This is a genomic window from Kitasatospora sp. NPDC088779, assembly GCF_040685395.1.
GTDB lineage: Bacteria > Actinomycetota > Actinomycetes > Streptomycetales > Streptomycetaceae > Kitasatospora.
Genome location: NZ_JBFBHW010000001.1, coordinates 240996 through 254567, shown reverse-complemented (window position 1 = coordinate 254567; position 13572 = coordinate 240996). Strand labels below are relative to the sequence as shown.

16 protein-coding genes are annotated in these 13572 nt (G+C 73.2%); 11 read left to right on the top strand and 5 right to left on the bottom strand.

The window, feature by feature from the left end; translation table 11 throughout:
* Positions 1-55: 55 nt before the first annotated feature.
* The 3 genes from AB0P03_RS01225 to AB0P03_RS01215 are packed head-to-tail and all read right to left on the bottom strand — an operon-like array spanning position 56 to position 1446.
* Positions 56-796 (bottom strand): hypothetical protein, encoded by a 741-nt coding sequence (locus AB0P03_RS01225; protein WP_363627494.1) that lies wholly within the window; start codon positions 794-796, stop codon positions 56-58.
* A gap of 18 nt (positions 797-814) precedes the next feature.
* Positions 815-1006 carry a hypothetical protein gene (locus AB0P03_RS01220; RefSeq protein WP_350887235.1) on the bottom strand — a complete coding sequence of 64 codons (192 nt, stop codon included), beginning with the start codon at positions 1004-1006 and terminating at the stop codon, positions 815-817.
* Positions 1003-1446: an ATP-binding protein gene (locus tag AB0P03_RS01215; RefSeq protein WP_363618340.1), complete on the bottom strand. Its 444-nt coding sequence runs from the start codon at positions 1444-1446 to the stop codon at positions 1003-1005. The genes AB0P03_RS01220 and AB0P03_RS01215 overlap by 4 nt, the downstream gene beginning before the upstream one ends.
* Positions 1447-1624: 178 nt before the next feature.
* On the opposite strand from AB0P03_RS01215, the gene AB0P03_RS01210 reads away from it, so the two are divergent.
* The 5 genes from AB0P03_RS01210 (at position 1625) to AB0P03_RS01190 (ending at position 6340) form a co-directional block, all read left to right on the top strand.
* Complete coding sequence (locus AB0P03_RS01210) at positions 1625-2485, top strand: helix-turn-helix transcriptional regulator (RefSeq protein WP_363583182.1); 861 nt, start codon at positions 1625-1627, stop codon at positions 2483-2485.
* Entirely contained in the window at positions 2482-2715 is a 234-nt protein-coding gene (locus AB0P03_RS01205) for a DUF397 domain-containing protein (RefSeq protein WP_363627493.1), read from the top strand. The genes AB0P03_RS01210 and AB0P03_RS01205 overlap by 4 nt, the downstream gene beginning before the upstream one ends.
* A 206-nt stretch (positions 2716-2921) precedes the next feature.
* The gene (locus AB0P03_RS01200) at positions 2922-4442 is read left to right on the top strand and encodes a glycosyl hydrolase family 18 protein (RefSeq protein WP_363627492.1); all 1521 of its coding nucleotides are present in this window, start codon (positions 2922-2924) and stop codon (positions 4440-4442) included.
* Positions 4443-4595: 153 nt separating this feature from the next.
* Positions 4596-5738: a serine hydrolase domain-containing protein gene (locus AB0P03_RS01195; protein ID WP_363618321.1), complete on the top strand. Its 1143-nt coding sequence runs from the start codon at positions 4596-4598 to the stop codon at positions 5736-5738.
* Positions 5735-6340, top strand: coding sequence for a hypothetical protein (locus AB0P03_RS01190; protein WP_363627491.1), 606 nt, complete (start codon positions 5735-5737; stop codon positions 6338-6340). Before AB0P03_RS01195 ends, AB0P03_RS01190 begins: the two co-directional genes overlap by 4 nt.
* 64 nt (positions 6341-6404) lie before the next feature.
* On the opposite strand, the gene AB0P03_RS01185 is transcribed toward AB0P03_RS01190, so the two are convergent.
* Entirely contained in the window at positions 6405-7214 is an 810-nt protein-coding gene (locus AB0P03_RS01185) for an alpha/beta hydrolase (protein WP_363583172.1), read from the bottom strand.
* Between the two features lie 145 nt (positions 7215-7359).
* A complete protein-coding gene (locus AB0P03_RS01180) occupies positions 7360-8874 on the bottom strand; it encodes a PQQ-binding-like beta-propeller repeat protein (RefSeq protein WP_363583170.1) in 1515 nt (504 codons plus the stop codon).
* Between the two features lie 171 nt (positions 8875-9045).
* Between AB0P03_RS01180 and AB0P03_RS01175 the strand changes: the two genes are divergently transcribed.
* From AB0P03_RS01175 to AB0P03_RS01150, 6 genes are all read left to right on the top strand, one after another.
* Positions 9046-10515: a protein kinase gene (locus AB0P03_RS01175; RefSeq protein WP_363627490.1), complete on the top strand. Its 1470-nt coding sequence runs from the start codon at positions 9046-9048 to the stop codon at positions 10513-10515.
* A 191-nt stretch (positions 10516-10706) separates the two neighbouring features.
* Positions 10707-11408: an alpha/beta hydrolase gene (locus tag AB0P03_RS01170; RefSeq protein ID WP_363627489.1), complete on the top strand. Its 702-nt coding sequence runs from the start codon at positions 10707-10709 to the stop codon at positions 11406-11408.
* 84 nt (positions 11409-11492) lie between these two features.
* Positions 11493-11846, top strand: a complete 354-nt coding sequence (locus AB0P03_RS01165) for a DUF6204 family protein (protein ID WP_363583164.1) — start codon at positions 11493-11495, stop codon at positions 11844-11846.
* Between the two features lie 72 nt (positions 11847-11918).
* Positions 11919-12464, top strand: coding sequence for a MarR family winged helix-turn-helix transcriptional regulator (locus AB0P03_RS01160; protein WP_363627488.1), 546 nt, complete (start codon positions 11919-11921; stop codon positions 12462-12464).
* A gap of 160 nt (positions 12465-12624) precedes the next feature.
* Positions 12625-12957: a sulfurtransferase TusA family protein gene (locus AB0P03_RS01155; RefSeq protein ID WP_363583160.1), complete on the top strand. Its 333-nt coding sequence runs from the start codon at positions 12625-12627 to the stop codon at positions 12955-12957.
* Positions 12958-13093: 136 nt separating this feature from the next.
* On the top strand, positions 13094-13564 hold the full coding sequence (locus AB0P03_RS01150; RefSeq protein WP_363627487.1) for a hypothetical protein: 471 nt from the start codon (positions 13094-13096) through the stop codon (positions 13562-13564).
* Positions 13565-13572: the final 8 nt, after the last annotated feature.

Here is a 13572-nt window from a genome sequence, read left to right as displayed (position 1 = left end):
CGGCCCGCGCCCGCCCCACCGATCGGGGTGTGTGCGGAGAGTGATCGGCGCGCGATCAGATCAGCGGGTCGAAGAGGTCGCGCCCCCAGTGGCCGAGCCAGGACGCGGTGGTGGACCACCGGCCCTGACCTTCCACACCTTCCATGGACTCGTCGTACGGCAGCACGGCGGTCGGGGCGAGCCAGCCCTCCCCCGGGTCGATGCGGACCCGCAGCAGCTTGAGCGGTTTGCGCAGGGCGACGAACATCCGCAGGTCGTCGGTGTGGGGGCAGTGGGTCTCGTAACGGTCGCGGACGGTACGGCAGATGGACTTGATGTCGGTGTCCGCGAGCAGGAGGTAGCGGCTGCCGGGGCCGAGGTTGACGCAGAGGCGGCGGCGGGCGGTGTCGCGGTCCGGGTACGGCAGGTTCTGGTGGTTGTCGACATGCAGGCCGAGGCACAGGCCGTTCTCGGGCAACCGGTGGGTGACCAACTCGCCGGGCGGGTCGTCGGCCTCGTCCAGGGCGACGTGCAGCGGATCGCCGAGGAGGCCGACGAGCGCGGCGACGGTGTGGACGTCGGTGACGGTCCCGGGGAGGCGGAAGAACTCGACCAGGCCGCTGTCCTTGGTGAAGGAGCCCGGCGCGTAGCGCTCGGGGTGGTCCTCGGGAAGCGGGGACCAGTCGCCGGCGGGGACGACGGCTCCGTTCTCGTAGTCGGGCTCGCCGTGGACTCTGTGGACGTTGCCGATGTCGCAGCGGGCGCGGAGGGCCGCCTGGTCGCGGAAGGCGATGGCGGCGGGGTGCATGGTCGTCATGGGGTGAGCGGCCTCGGTTCAGTCGTTGTCGTCGTCGGAGTTGTCGCTGTGGCGGTTGATGCCGGTCATCAGGGCGGCGGCCAGGGTGGTCCACCAGACGACGTCGGCGGTGGCCGGCTCGCGCGGCGGAACGAGGTCCGAGGCGAAGCAGGCGAGGGCGAGGCTGGCGGCGGTGATCGCAGCCGTGGTGGCGAGCTTGATGACGCTCAACTTTCGGGCGAGGGAACGTTGCTGTTCGCGGTGCGGAGGACGCGCGCCCAGACGCGCTTGCCCGTGCCGCACCGCGCGACCACCCCGAAGTCGACGGCGAGCCGGCGGGCGAGTTCGATCCCGCGGCCGCACTCGTTGAAACGGCCCGGACGCCGCTCCAGGAGCGGGAGGTCGCTGCGGGGGTCCCAGACTTCGAGGCGGCAGTCGCCGTCGAACTCCTGGAGGTAGAGCCGGACTTCGCCGTCGCCGTGACAGGCGTGGACGACGGCGTTGGTCACGAACTCGGAGGCGATGAGGACGAGGTCGTCGACCGGGTCACCGACCCAGCCCCAGGAGGTGAGCTGGTCACGGACCAGGCGGCGGGCGGTACGGACCGAGGTCTCGTGCTCGGTGAGGGTGGTCTCCCAGGTTCGGAGGACCGGGTTACGCAAGGTGGACATGAGTCACCCCACACCTTCAGTGGCGTGTTCGTGCGGTCACAGTGAGTGTGGGGCATCGAAAATCGAATTTGCAACCCGAACAATGCCAAGAGAAAAATAAATTATTTGATCTTGGACTTGGCTTGAGCCCTGTAGCACGGCCAGCAAGACTGGGGCCGCAGACCAAGGGAGGGGCGCGTTGAGCAAGGACCCGTCAGCGATCAGGCAGATCCGGCTCGGAGACGAGCTACGAGCATGGCGCACAGAGAACAACAAGACGCTCGCCGACGTGACCGCCGGCCTGAAGGGCTGGAACCCGGCTCGACTCAGCAAGGTCGAGAGGGCGCTGCTGCCGGTGACCGCAGCTGACTTGGCCGCGTTCATGGACCACTGCGGGATCACCGGCCCGGAAAGGGCAGAGATCGAGGCGTTGGCCACTGACGGCCCTTCACGGCACTGGTGGCAGGATCACGAGTTTGCCGACACGATCAGCTCCGCTTTCGCCGAGTACCTCAGTCTTGAGGCCGATGCCACTCAGATGCTCGACTACTACCTGTCGGCCTTCCCTGGACTGCTGCAGACCGAGGATTACGCACGCGAGGTGATCGCCGCCGGTCTCGACGGTCTCAGCGAGGACCAGAACGAGGCTGCTGCCGAGATCCGCATTCTTCGCCAACGCAGGCTCACCAAAGCGCCACTACTCAATCTCGACGCCTACTTTGGCGAGGTGGCCCTACTCGTCGGCGGCGACGAAGAGGTTCTTGCCGGTCAGATCCGGCACGTTCTCAAGGTGGCTCAGTACCCCAACGTCATCCTTCGCATGGTTCCGCTCAGCGCTGGGCGACCTGGGATTCTGGCGTCGGGGCTTACGCTTCTTCGCTTCCCTGGGGAGCCAGGTGAGAGCTTCGCATTCGTCGAAGCCGTCGGCGGTATGCTCCCGCGTAAATCGGGACGTGAAGTCCGTCGGGCCGAGCGGGCCTTCGCTCGGCTGAAGCGGTGCGCGCTTTCGCCGACCGCCACCATTGCCGCCCTTGAACGCAAGTTGGAAGAGATCACGTGAGCGAGAAGCGCGACCCGTACAACCACAACCCCGCCGACGCCGACTGGGCCAAGTCCCCCTTCTCCGGCGACTCCAATGGCAACTGCGTGATCATCGCCCGCTTCCCCAACGGCGACGTCTGGCTCGGCGACGACAAGAACCCCGGCCGCCCCCACCTCGCCTTCGACCAGGCCGAATGGGCCGCCTTCATCCAGGCCATCGAAGCCCGCGACCCCCGCTTCACCGCCTGACCACCCACCGCCCCGCACCACCCTGCGCCGCTCACCGCATGCCCTGCGGTGAGCGGCGTCGGCATTACCGCTCATCTGATCGACCGTCAACCAGTTCGTCCGAACCGCCCCACACGCACAGCTCCCGCCATTACGCTCCCAAGCGTGATCACGCCCGGCGTCGATCCGGGCGCATTCCGTCATCCCCACCACAGGGAGCGCATGCCATGAGCGAGCTGGTGTACCCGTCCGACCCCGGCCTCAACGGCCAGGCGGTGGACGCGGCCGAGCGCACGTACGAGATGAACGGCTTCGACCCGGCGCGGGAGGACTCGAAGCTCTCCTTCACCCCCTGCCGGGTCGCCAAGCCCGCCTTCAACACCTACCGGCGCAGCGGCGAGCAGACCGTGTCCGGCTTCCTGGACACCACCTGGGCCTACGACAGCCGCCTGACCGACGACAGCGGAGGCCCCACCGGCGGGCCGGGCGCGGACCTGACCCGGCTGGAGGCCGCGAACGGCGCCTTCGACGAGATCGTCCTCGGCCTGGTCGGCCTCGTCGGCGGCCGGGGCAGCCTGGGGCCCGCCACCACCCAGGCCGCCCAGGACTTCGGCATCGCCTCCTCCGAGCGCGGCGCCGTGACCTTCATCGACGCCTGGAGCGCGGCGGCCGCCTACCTCGGCTACGGGTTCGACGGCTGGGTCTCCAACGACTACCAGGACCTGTTCACCCAGCAGCAGGCCCAGGGCCTGCTGGGCGCCGCCCGTCGCCTCAAGGAGCGCAACCCGGACCTCGCGGTCGGACTGCACATCGGCGGCTGGGACCTGAGCGAGGCCTTCCACGCCATCGCCCAGGAGCCCGCCTCCCGGCGGCGGTTCGCCCAGTCCGTGGTACGGATCTTCCGCGCCTTCCCGATGTTCTCCACCCTCCACCTGGACTGGCGCTGGCCCGGCTCGGCCGGCGCCCCGGAGGCCGGGTACGGCCCGGAGGACGCCGGGAACTTCGCCGAGCTCATCCGCGAGACCAGGGCCGCGCTGTCCGCCGCCGACCGGAACGCGACGATCGCCGTCGCGGTGCCGGCCTCCGCCGCCCAACTGGACGCGATGAACGTCCCGCTCCTGGTCGAGGCCGGCGCCGACCGGCTGGACCTGATGTCCTTCGACTTCTTCGGCAGCCCCTGGTCCGCCGGGCTCGGGCACCACACCTCGCTTCGCCGCGACCCGAGCAGCAGCCAGACGGACTGCGTCGACAACGCCGTCACCCACCTGATCGAGCACGCCGGCGTGGCCCCGCACCGCATCCACCTCGGCTACGCCACCACCACCCGCAACGCCAAGCGGGCCCGGCTCACCCGCAGCTCGCCCCTGCGCGGCACGTACGACACCGCGTCGGGCCAGACGGTCGGCTCCTTCGCCCCCGGCACGAGCACCTACGCCGACGTGCTGCGCAACTACCTCGACCTGGAGCAGGGCGAGGGCCGCAACGGCTTCGAGCTGTACACGGACATCTCCGCCGACGCCGACTACCTCCACAACCCGAGCACCGGCGTCTTCCTCTCCCTCGACACCCCGCGCTCCGTCCGCGCCAAGGCCGAGTACGCCCGCGCCCGGGGCCTCGGCGGCCTGTTCGCCGAGCACGCCGAGGCCGACCCCGGCGTGCTCACCAACGCCGCCCGCGAGGGCCTGGGGCACACCGTCACCGCGACGGTCGTCGACATGAAGCCCCTCTACGTCACCGGCCGCAGCTGACGGCGGGCGACGGACCACCGCCCGGGCGCCGGCTCCCCACCGCCGCCCGGGTGGGAAACCGGTCGTGCCGACCGCCCCGACGCCGTACCGTGGTCCGGTCGACGATCTTGGGGCCAGCGGCTCCACGTGAACGAAGGAACGGGGCGGAACACCATGCAGCAGTACCAGGGCTGGACCGACGAACGGTTCGGCGCCGTGGCGGACGTCTTCGCCCGCAACTTCGACGAGTTCCCCGAACTCGGCGCCGCCGTCACGGTGTTCTCCGGCGGCCGCAAGGTGGTCGAGCTGTGGGGCGGGACGGCCGACGAACGCACCGGCCGGGCCTGGACGCAGGACACCCTCGTCCCGGTCTTCTCCTGCGCCAAGGGCGCGGTGAGCATCAGCGCCCACCTGCTCGCCCAGCAGGGCCGCCTCGACCTCGACGCGCCGATCGCCCGCTACTGGCCCGAGTTCGCCCGCCACGGCAAGCAGGACATCACCACCCGCATGGTCCTCGGCCACCGCGCGGGCATCCCGGCCCTGGACGCGGTGCTCTCCTTCGAGGAGATCGCCGGCTGGGCTCCCGTCGTCCGCGCGATCGAGGCCCAGGAGCCGCTCTGGGAGCCCGGCACGGCCTACGAGTACCACGGCCACGTCCTGGGCTTCGCGGTCGGCGAGGTGATCCGCCGGATCACCGGGCTCACGCCGGGCGAGTTCCTCCGCAAGGAGATCGCCGAACCGCTCGGCCTGCCGGTCCGGATCGGCCTGCCGGAGAGCGAACTCCCGCGCCTGGCCCGGCTGGTGGAGGCGGAGGGCCGCCGTCCGATGCCCGGCCCGGAGCACCTGCTGACCCGGATCGTGACGATGAACGGCGCCCTGGTCTTCCCCGGTCTGGACGTGCCGCACGGCTGGAACGACCCGGCCCTGCACGCGATCGAGCTGCCCGGCGCGGGCGCGGTCGCCTCCGCCACCGGGCTGGCGGGGCTGTACGCGGCCGCCGCCACCGGCCTGGACGGCGGCCCGCGCCTGCTCTCGCACGAGACCGTCACCGACGCGGTGCGCGAAGTCTCCTCCGGCGCGGGCTTCCTGGGCTTCGACATGGGCGCCCGCTGGGGTTCCGGCCTGCTGCTCGACTCCCCCGCCTTCCGCCCGCTGCTGGGCGCGCGCAGCTTCGGCAACGACGGCGCGGGCGGCCAGTTCGCCTTCGGGGACGACGAGTTCGGCGTCGGCTTCGGCTACGTCGCCAACCGGATGATCGGCCACGGCGACGCCCGCGCCAACCGGCTGATCGAGGCGGTGCGCGGGTGCCTGGGGTGACGGACTTCCTCGCGCGGCTCACCGCGCTGGCGACCACCGGCGGCCTGGACGGTCCGGACGGGCTGCGCTACAACGCCTCGCTGCCCGAACTCGCCGCCCACTACGGCGATCCCTGGGACGGCGGGCGGATCCACCGCGAGTCCCGCTGGCCGCACGGCTTCAGCTGGGGCGACGTGCAGACGGTGTTCTGCCACTGCCGCCGGCTCCAGTCGCTGTCCCTGCCCGTGTGGCACGGCGAACTCGAACTCCCGCTGGCCGGTGGCGGGTTGCTGACGCTCGACACGCACGTCACCGAGTCGGCCCTGATCGCCGCGCTGACCGCCGCCGGCTGCCGCTGGGAGACCGTGACGTACGAGAACGTCCCCGACCAGCGCACCCTGGAGGTGGCGGTGGCCGAGGAGGTCCGGGTGGCGTTCGTCCTCACCGACCGCGACGGTCACCAGGCCCGCGACGGCCACGCGGCCCCCGAGGGCCATGATGACGCGCCGCCGCCAGACGACTGGGTGCTGAACAAGGCCCTGCTGTGGGGCTACGACCACACCGACTGCCCCGAGCCGGACCGCACCCTCCCGGACGACGGCTGGGGCGCCTCGCCCAACTGACGCGTGCGGTCGGCCCGTTACGCCCCAGCGCGCAACGGGCCGGGCGCGCTCCCGGAGTGGGGGCTCACGCCAGGGCGCGCGGCAGCACCACCCGCACCCATTCCTCCGGCTGCGACAGGTGCGGTGCGTGACCGGCACCCCGGTACAGGTGTCGTTCCACCTTCGACAGGGTGAGGTCGATGATGTCCAGCACCTCGCCGTACATCGGCGGACTGTTGTCACTCTGCGTGAGTAGAGCCGGTTCCGTGAAGCGGGCCAACGCGTTCAGGTCGAGGTCCAGGGCGTCCGGGTCCCGCAGCTCGTCCAGGTAGGTCGGCGCGTTGCGCACGTACGTGTGCCGCACCGGCGCGGGCAGCTGTGCCCAGGCCCCCGGCCCGAAGGTGACCGTCTCCACGAACAGCTCCGCCGCCGCGGCCGACTCGGCCTGCTCCAGCAGCTCCCGGACGGCGGTGATCCGGTCGGCGAGCGCGGTGGCGACCGGCCTCAGCTCGGGGTCGGCGAGCAGGATGCCGGCGCCGGGCGGCTCGTGCACGGCGATCCCCCGCAGCAGGTCGGGCCGGGCGGCGGCGAGCCGCAGCGTGATCAGCGAACCGTACGAGTTCCCGCAGACGAACGCCGGCGCGAGTCCGAGCCCGTCGATCAGCCCGGCCAGGTCGGCCGCGTCCTCGTGGACCGAACCCTGGGTGAGCGGGTCCTCACTGCGGCTGTGGCCCCGCCGGTCGTAGGCGACGACGGTGGTCGACTCGGCCAGGCCCGGCATCACGCGCGCCCAGCTGTCGGCGTCGCTCCACGAGCCGTGCACCAGGACGACGCCGGGCCCCTCGCCACGGGCCTCGTAGTGCAGCGACACCCCGTTCACCCTGATCTCGGCCATCACGAGCCTCCCGATCTCGGCGGTGCTCCCCCACCAGCCTGACACAGCCGCTCGGGGCGGCACCCCCGGGCCGTGGCCGTGACCGAGCGTGACGAACAACGGGCGATCAAGCGCCCCGCAGGCTCAGCCCATGCCCCGAGCCGGCTCAGCCCATGCCCCGAGCCGGCGGCTCGTCCCGCGTGCCGTCCTCCGCCACCACCGTGAACCGGCCGGGCCCGGAGACCGACAGGTCCACCGGGTGGACGGACTTGGAGTCGTTGACGTCCAGTTCACTGCTCTTCCGCCCGGTCGCGGCGTCGACCCGGGTCAGCTTGTCCCGGGTCAGCGCCCACACCGACGCGCCGTCCACCAGCAGCCCCGTCACCTGGTCGTCCAGCCCGGACGTCCAGCGCTTACCGCCGTCGGCGAGCGAGTAGGCGACCAGGCGCCCGGTGGCGATGCGGCTGGGGTTCTTCCCCCCGCTGATCCGGACGTCGTCCGGCTTCTCGCCGGGGACGATCAGCTGGTCGCCGACGACCACCCCGCCGAACAGCGGGCGGGCGGCGAACGCGTCGTACGCGTGGGCGCCGCCCAGCATGACGTCGAGGTCGTACTCGTCCCCCGCGACCGGGATCGACGCCCGCTGCCGCCCCGCCCCGTCGAAGCTGAGCACGGCGTGCGTCCCGCGCTCGCCCTGCGCGTCGACCCAGACCGCGAGGGGCTCGGTGGAGACCACCGCGACGTCCTTCAGCCCGCCCGTGACCGGCAGGGCGACCCGGGTCCGCTCCCGCCCGTCCGCCGGGGCCAGCGACCGCAGCACCGGCGCGGCGTCGCCGCACTGCGCGACCGTCACCACCTCCGCCGCCCCGCCCGCCACCTGCAACGGCGAGCAGCCGGCGTCCGCGTCGCCGCGCCAGGAAGCGCGCCCGTCGGCCAGGTGCACCGCGCGCCAGCCGGTCCGCTCCTGGAGGACGGCCTCGTCCCCGGCGACGGCGAGCAGATCGGGCGCCGCCGTGTCCCCGACGCGGCCGGGCGCGTCCGCCGCGGCGGTCCAGGCGGCCTTGCCGTCGGCGAGGTTGAGCGCCGTCACCGCCGCGCACGGCCGGTCGTGCGGGGAGTGGCCGAGCAGTCCGAGGCCGTGGCCCGTCCCGCGGCTCATGGCGCAGACGGAGTCCTCGCCCGGCGGCGTCCACCGCCACGCGACCTGCCCGGTGGTGCCGCGGTAGGCCACCACCTGGTCGGGCCGGACCCGCACCACCACGTCCCCGCTGGTCCAGCTGCCGACGGCGCGGATCGACGACGGCCGGTCCAGCGGCGCCTCCCAGGCGTCGTTGAGGCCGGTCCCGGCGAAGGAGACGAACGCGGCAAGCCCGAACAGGATCCCGACGGCGACCGCGGGGAAGCCGCGCCGGGGGTGGAGCAGCGCCCACAGCAGGCCGGCCCCGCAGGGCATCAGGCCGAGGATGCTGACGATGCCCATGATGTCGAGGCTCTCGCCGCCGTACCCCTGGGACGGCCCGATCAGCACGGCCAGGCCCATGCTCGCGAACATGGCCCCCAGCACCCCGCCGGAGACCACCATCCAGGCCTCCTTGTCCATGGCGAACCCGCCCCTGGCGAGGCGGACGGACCTGCGGGCCCGCCCGGCCCCGGCGGCACTGTCCACGGGCCCCTCGGCCATGTCGGTCACTCCCCCGTCAAGCGCCGCCCACGCACGAACGACGATCATCGGATGATCGCAGAGCCTGGCTCGATCCTGAACAAAGACAACGGAAAACTCCCGGCCCCGGCGACGGACGGTAGGTTGACCCGGGGGCCGGGGCGCGGCACCGGGGGCGTGAAAGGGGCGGGGATGCAGCCGGGCGACGTACTCGACGGGCGGTACGAGCTGGTCGAGCAGATCGGCGAGGGCGCCTTCGGCGCGGTCTGGAAGGCCCGCGACGCGCGGATCCAACGGCTCGTCGCCGTCAAGGTGATGCTCCCTGGCAGCAACAACACCCCCAAGGACGCGGCCCGGTTCGTCCGCGAGGTGGCCACCGCCGGCGCGCTCAACCACCCGTCCATCGTCACCGTGCACGACTTCGGCCGGCACGACGAGGCCGGCCGGCCGCTCTACTTCCTGGTCATGGAACTGCTCGACGGCGCCCCGCTCAGCCGCCACCTCGGCGACGGACCGCTGCCCCTGCGCCAGGCCCTCACCTGGGCCGTCCAGATCTCCCAGGCCCTCGCCACCGCCCACCGGGCCGGCGTCGTCCACCGGGACGTCAAGCCGGCCAACGTGATGATCCAGTCGTCCGGGGAGGTCAAGGTCGTCGACTTCGGCATCGCCCGGGTCGGCACCGCCGACGACGGCATCACCAGCACCAACGTCATCGTCGGCACACCCGCCTACATGGCCCCCGAACGCTTCGACAGCGGCGGCCTCGACGCCCGCTCCGACCTCTACGCCTTCGGCTGCCTCCTGTACGAACTCCTCACCGGCCGCACGCCGTTCCGCGGCACCCTCTACGAACTCATCCGCCAGCACGGCGAGGTCCACCCGGCCGCCCCCGGCACCCTGCGGCCCGGTCTGCCCGCCGACGTCGACACCCTCGTCCTCGAACTGCTCGCCAAGGACCCCGACCGACGGCCGCCGCACGCCGACCAGGTCGCCGAACGCCTGCTCCACCTCGCCGAGCAGGCCGAACGGCCCCCGGCCGGCTACCACGCCACCGTCCGGGACGTCCCCGCCGCCGAGGAGGACCCGTACGTCCTCGCCCGCCGGCAGGAAGCGGACGCGCTGTTCCAGCGCACCCGCGACCAGGCCGCCCAGGTCGCGCTGCAATTCGAGACCAGCATCGCCCAGCGGCGCCGCCGGCTCGATCAGGACCTCGCCGACCAGCGGGCCCGCGCCGAGGCCCGGGCACAACAGATCGTCGCCGAAGCCCAGCAACGTGGCGAGGAGCTCGAACGGGAGGCCGCCGCCCGGGCGGCGGCCAGCCTCAAGCAGCTCACCGAGGCCGAACAGCGCACCGACCTGCTGCGCCGGCAGACCGACAAGCTGCGCAACGACGCCGAGAGCCTGCGCCGCACGGTCGACAACGCCCGCCGCCAGGCCTCCGACTTCCTCGCCGACGCGGCCGCCAAGGCCGGCCTCGGCCCGGCCCCCGAACCCCGCCGCTCGATCGCCCAGCCCGCCGGCGCGCCGGCCGGCTCTCAGAGCGGCCCGCAGACCGGCTCGCAGACCGGCTCGCAGCGCCGGAAGCTCCCGAGCATGCAGGAACTGCTCTCCGGCCGGAGCCGCTCCACCGGCGGCGGCGACCAGCCGGGCCGCCGCTCCTGACCTCGCCCCAACGCCTCGCACCCGCAGGCGAGTTGGCCCGCCCACCCAACGCCCTCCCCCCGCCCGCCAGGCCGGGCCCACGGGGGCACCACCCCTGCGCCACCGGCTGGGCCCTGCGGCCCCTGCACCCGCACCGCGACCCGCCCACGGAACCGTAGAATCCGCGGGTAGACACCAGGGAGGGATTTCGCGTGTTCCAGGCGCAGCGGCCGCGCACCGCACAACTGACCCCACGACTCGGCGACGACGGGACGGGGCGGGTCGACGGCGTCGCCCTGCTACTGCCCGGCGGGTTCCTGCGCAGCCGGCGCGGACCGCTGAAGGTCGCCGAACTGGGCCTGCGCGACCTCACCGCCGAACTCGCCGACCGCGGCCGCCCGCACGGCCTCGCCGTCCACCTGCTGCGCTACCGCTACAGCGGCTGGAACGGCGCCGACGCCGACACCGCCGTCGACACCCGCTGGGCCCTCGAAGAACTCGCCCGCCGCTACGGCGACGTACCCGTCGTCCTCATCGGCAACTCCCTCGGCGGGCGCGCCGCCTTCTGGTGCGCCGGGCACCCGAACGTCGTCGGCGTCGCCGGCATCGCGCCCTGGCTGCCCAGCGGCGACCCCGTCGACCACCTCGCCGGCCGACGCGTCCTGATCGTCCACGGCACCGGCGACCACAGCGCCGCCAACGCCAACCAGTCCCTCGAATACGCCCTGCGGGCCCGCCCGGTCGTCCCCGACCTCGCCCGCTACGAAGCCCCCGGCGCCAACCACTACCTCATCCGGCAGACCGCCGACATCAGCGCCCTCACCACGGACTTCACCCTCGACGCCCTCAAGGCCGAACCGGCCCCGCTCGCCTCCGGCACCGTCTGCACCCGCCTGCCCGGCAGACGCGCCTAGGTCCGCCCGGGAACCCACTGTCGACCAGCGAGCGGCACGAAATCGGGTTGGCGGTCGGCCGTCCGTCCTGCCTATGGTCGGGGGATGACCACTCGAACCTTCCGCATCATGGTGCGCGGCGTCTTCGACGACCTCAGCGTCGAGCAGCACGCCGAACTCCTCGCCCGCGCGCCCGAACACGACGTGCTGCGCGCGGCCTTCACCCGCGAGGGACACCTCAGCTACGACCTCGGCGCGCGGGCCGCCTTCACCTTCCGCTTCCTCGACTCGGGCGAGGCGGAGGAGGACATCCTGGCGGCGGCCGAGCGGGCCGAGCAGGCGGCACGGGCCTGGCTGGCCGAGCGCGGCTACGGCTACAAGAACCTGCGGTCCCAGGCCGAGGACCTCTCGCAGGCACCGCTCGGCAAGCGGCAGCGCCGCGCCGCCAACGCCGGCTAGCCCCCTCCCCCCTCCCGCTACCTCCTTGACGGCTCGCCGCACCGGTATGCTTGAGTAGTCAAGGAGGTAGCAATGACAGATCCGCACGCCGACCCGCACACGAACCCACCGGCCGACCCACCGGCCGACCCGCAGGCCGACCCGGGCACCCGGCCCGACCCGCTGGACACCGCCCTGCGGCTGGTCCGCGCCCAGGCAGCCGTGGCCAAGCGCTTCGACGCGAGCCTCGGCGGCCTGCACGGCGTGAGCCTGTCCGACTTCACCCTGCTGCTCCACCTCGGCCACGCCCCCGGCGGCCGGATGCGCCGGGTCGACCTCGCCGAGGCCCTCGGCCTCACCGCCTCGGGCGTCACCCGCGGGCTGGCACCGCTGGAGCGGATCGGCCTGGTGAGCCGGGAGGCGGCAGCCCGCGACGCCCGGGTCGCCTACGCGGCCCTGACGCCGACCGGCCGCGACCGGCTCGCCGAGATGCTGTACACGGCCCGGAAGGTCGCCGCCGACCTCTTCGCGGCCGACCAGTGGAGCCCCGACGACCTCGACCGCCTCGCCGTCCTGCTCACCCGCCTCGGCGGCACCGCCCCCGACCAGCGGCCGGGGGCGGCCACAGCCCGCGACTAACGGACCGTTGAACTGTCGGACTGTCGGACTACGAAACCGCCAGATCCCGAACGGCGCCGCGTACCGCACCGTCCCGGCGCCTAGGCTGAGCCCGGCACCCCTGCACCCCTGCACCCCTGCACCCCGGCACCGCCGCACCACCGCGAAGGGCAGCAACCCCATGACCCACACCCCCGGACAGCAGCCCGGCCAGGAACCCGCCCCCGACCTGACCGTCGACGGCACCGGCCTGCTCTGCGTCCAACTGCTGCTGCGACTGCGCGCCCGGATCGCCGACCTGCCCGCCGGCGCGGTGGTGCACATCCACACCACCGACCCCGCCGCCCCCCTCGACCTGCCCGCCTGGTGCCACCTGACCGGCCACGACTACCTCGGCCCCGTCCCGCACCCGGCCACCGACCGCGAGGTGTACGCCCTGCGCCTCACCGCCGCGGCCCGCCCGACCCGCGCCGACCGCCCCTGGCACCCCGCGCCGACCCCGGCCACCGACTGACCACCCCGGCCCCCGCCCTCGGCCCGAAAGCCCCGCGCGCCCCCGCCCACCGCCGGCCGCCCGGCTCCCTTCGGCGGTCCGGTGTGCCACGATGGGGAGAGCCGAACGGCCAAGCCTCACAGGGAGGTTGACCACCATGGATCCGATCCTCAGCTGCCACTGGCACGACCAGGACGGCGAGTGGGCACTGTCCGTCAGCCGCAACGGCGACGGCTGGGAGCTGCTCGCCGCCGCGCCCCGCGGGTCCGAGTCGCTCCCGTTCGCCGGGCCGGACGACGTCCGCCGGCTCGCCCAGGCGCTGCTGGACCTGCCGTCCGATCCGGAGCCGTACGAGTTCGAATGGCGGCTCTCCCGGACGGAGTTCGAGCGCACCGAGAACGAGCGCACCCACTTCGCGACGCTCGCCGTCGGGCTGGACCCCACCGACGGCCACCGCCCCTACCTCGCCTACCAGTCGTACTACCACTTCGGGCAGGCGAGCGGGCTCGGCCTGGAGGTGATCTGCGAGGACCCCCCGGTCGACCGCCTCCGCGCCCAGGCCCACGCCCTCCTCACCGACCTCCCCGGGCCCACGCCCGCCCGGCCGCAGCCCCCCTCACCCGGCTGAGCGCACCG

Excerpts from the sequence above, each read along its gene's own strand:
- AB0P03_RS01225 (WP_363627494.1), bottom strand. The coding sequence starts at position 796 with ATGACGACCATGCACCCCGCCGCCATCGCCTTCCGCGACCAGGCGGCC.
- AB0P03_RS01215 (WP_363618340.1), bottom strand. The coding sequence starts at position 1,446 with ATGTCCACCTTGCGTAACCCGGTCCTCCGAACCTGGGAGACCACCCTC.
- AB0P03_RS01200 (WP_363627492.1), top strand. The coding sequence starts at position 2,922 with ATGAGCGAGCTGGTGTACCCGTCCGACCCCGGCCTCAACGGCCAGGCG.
- AB0P03_RS01195 (WP_363618321.1), top strand. The coding sequence starts at position 4,596 with ATGCAGCAGTACCAGGGCTGGACCGACGAACGGTTCGGCGCCGTGGCG.
- AB0P03_RS01185 (WP_363583172.1), bottom strand. The coding sequence starts at position 7,214 with ATGGCCGAGATCAGGGTGAACGGGGTGTCGCTGCACTACGAGGCCCGT.
- AB0P03_RS01180 (WP_363583170.1), bottom strand. The coding sequence starts at position 8,874 with ATGGCCGAGGGGCCCGTGGACAGTGCCGCCGGGGCCGGGCGGGCCCGC.
- AB0P03_RS01175 (WP_363627490.1), top strand. The coding sequence starts at position 9,046 with ATGCAGCCGGGCGACGTACTCGACGGGCGGTACGAGCTGGTCGAGCAG.
- AB0P03_RS01165 (WP_363583164.1), top strand. The coding sequence starts at position 11,493 with ATGACCACTCGAACCTTCCGCATCATGGTGCGCGGCGTCTTCGACGAC.
- AB0P03_RS01160 (WP_363627488.1), top strand. The coding sequence starts at position 11,919 with ATGACAGATCCGCACGCCGACCCGCACACGAACCCACCGGCCGACCCA.
- AB0P03_RS01155 (WP_363583160.1), top strand. The coding sequence starts at position 12,625 with ATGACCCACACCCCCGGACAGCAGCCCGGCCAGGAACCCGCCCCCGAC.
- AB0P03_RS01150 (WP_363627487.1), top strand. The coding sequence starts at position 13,094 with ATGGATCCGATCCTCAGCTGCCACTGGCACGACCAGGACGGCGAGTGG.